Annotated in this window: 1 protein-coding gene; it reads right to left on the bottom strand. The window is 61.2% G+C overall.

Going from position 1 to position 1,419, the window contains the following annotated elements; translation table 11 throughout:
* Positions 1 to 54 precede the first annotated feature (54 nt).
* Positions 55 to 1,290 (bottom strand): IS256 family transposase, encoded by a 1,236-nt coding sequence (locus BST10_RS22130; RefSeq protein WP_083040779.1) that lies wholly within the window; start codon positions 1,288 to 1,290, stop codon positions 55 to 57.
* Positions 1,291 to 1,419: the final 129 nt, after the last annotated feature.

Below are 1,419 nucleotides of genomic sequence, written 5' to 3'. Positions count from 1 at the left end.
GAGCCTGTCACGAATTCTGTGTAAGTCAGAGATGATTTGACTACGAGTTATACTCTAGCACAACGGTATTCGACCGGGGAACAATCTGGCGAGTGTGTTGAGTGCCACGGTCCAGTTGTGGGTCCCGGTTCCGGAATAGCCTCCTCTCTCGCTGGAGATGTTGCGCAGCCCGAGGTACAGCAACTTCATCGCAGCGTCCTTGTCGGGGAAATGGCCCCGGTTCTTGGTGATTTTGCGTAGCTGGAAGTTGATCGACTCGATCGCATTGGTGGTGTAGACGATCTTGCGTAGCTCCACCGGATAGTCCAGGAACGGCACGAATTCCGGCCAGGCGCCTCGCCACACGTCGATCGCGCCCGGGTACTGGGCGCCGAATTGCTGATCGAACTCCTTGAGTGCCAATTCAGCGCCATCGACGGTGGGCGCGGTGTAGATCGTCCGCATCGCGGTGGCGACCTTTTTGCAGTCCTTGTAGGACACGAACCGCATCGCATTGCGGATCACGTGCACCACACACGTCTGCACGACCGTGTCGGGGTAGATCGAACGGATCGCATCGGGCAGACCGGTCAGGCCGTCGCAGCAGGCGATGAGGATGTCACGCACGCCGCGGTTGCGTAGGTCGATGACGACCTTCTGCCAGAACTTCGCGCCCTCGCTGTCTTGGATCCAGCAGCCCAGGGCGTGTTTGCGGCCGTCGAGATCCACGCCAATGGCCAGATAGGCCACCTTGGTGGTGATGACCCCATTGTCGCCGATCCGCAGCCGCAGACCGTCGATGTAGAGGATCGGATAGACCTCATCAAGCGGCCGGGACTGCCAGGCCTTGATCTCATCGACGACCACGTCGGTGATGTTGGAGATCAGCTCCCGCGACACCGACGCCCCGTACACCTCCTCGAGGTGGGCCTCGATATCGCGGGTCGTCATCCCGCGCGAATACAGCGACAGCACAACCGAATTGATGTTGTTGAGTCGACGGGTTTTCTTCGGCACGATCGCCGGCTCGAACGAACCATTGCGATCCCGCGGCGCATCGATACGCACCGGACCATTGACGGTGGCCACCGTTTTCGGCGTGGTGCCGTTGCGGGAATTACCCGATCCACGCCCGGCCGGATCACCGGCCTCATAACCCAGGTGATGGGTCAACTCCGAATTCAGGGCCCGCTCGAGCACCGCCTTGGTCAACTCGTTGAGCAAACCGTCCGCGCCGTCGATCGGGGTCCCCGACTTCACCGCATCGGCGATCAACGAATCCAGCGTGTCGGCGCTGAACGCCTCCGCCAACCGTCGGGCCGCCGTCTTGCCCTCAGCCGACGCCTTCGTGGTCTTGGTCACAAAACACTCCTTCTGTCCGCCCCAACGGCGGTCCGATGGTGGACCACCCCGGACTTACACAGATGGAATGACACGCCC

This window comes from Mycolicibacter algericus DSM 45454, from assembly GCF_002086455.1.
Taxonomy (GTDB): Bacteria; Actinomycetota; Actinomycetes; order Mycobacteriales; family Mycobacteriaceae; genus Mycobacterium; species Mycobacterium algericum.
Note: the sequence above shows the minus strand (reverse complement) of the source record. Positions and strands in the feature narration are given on the sequence as shown.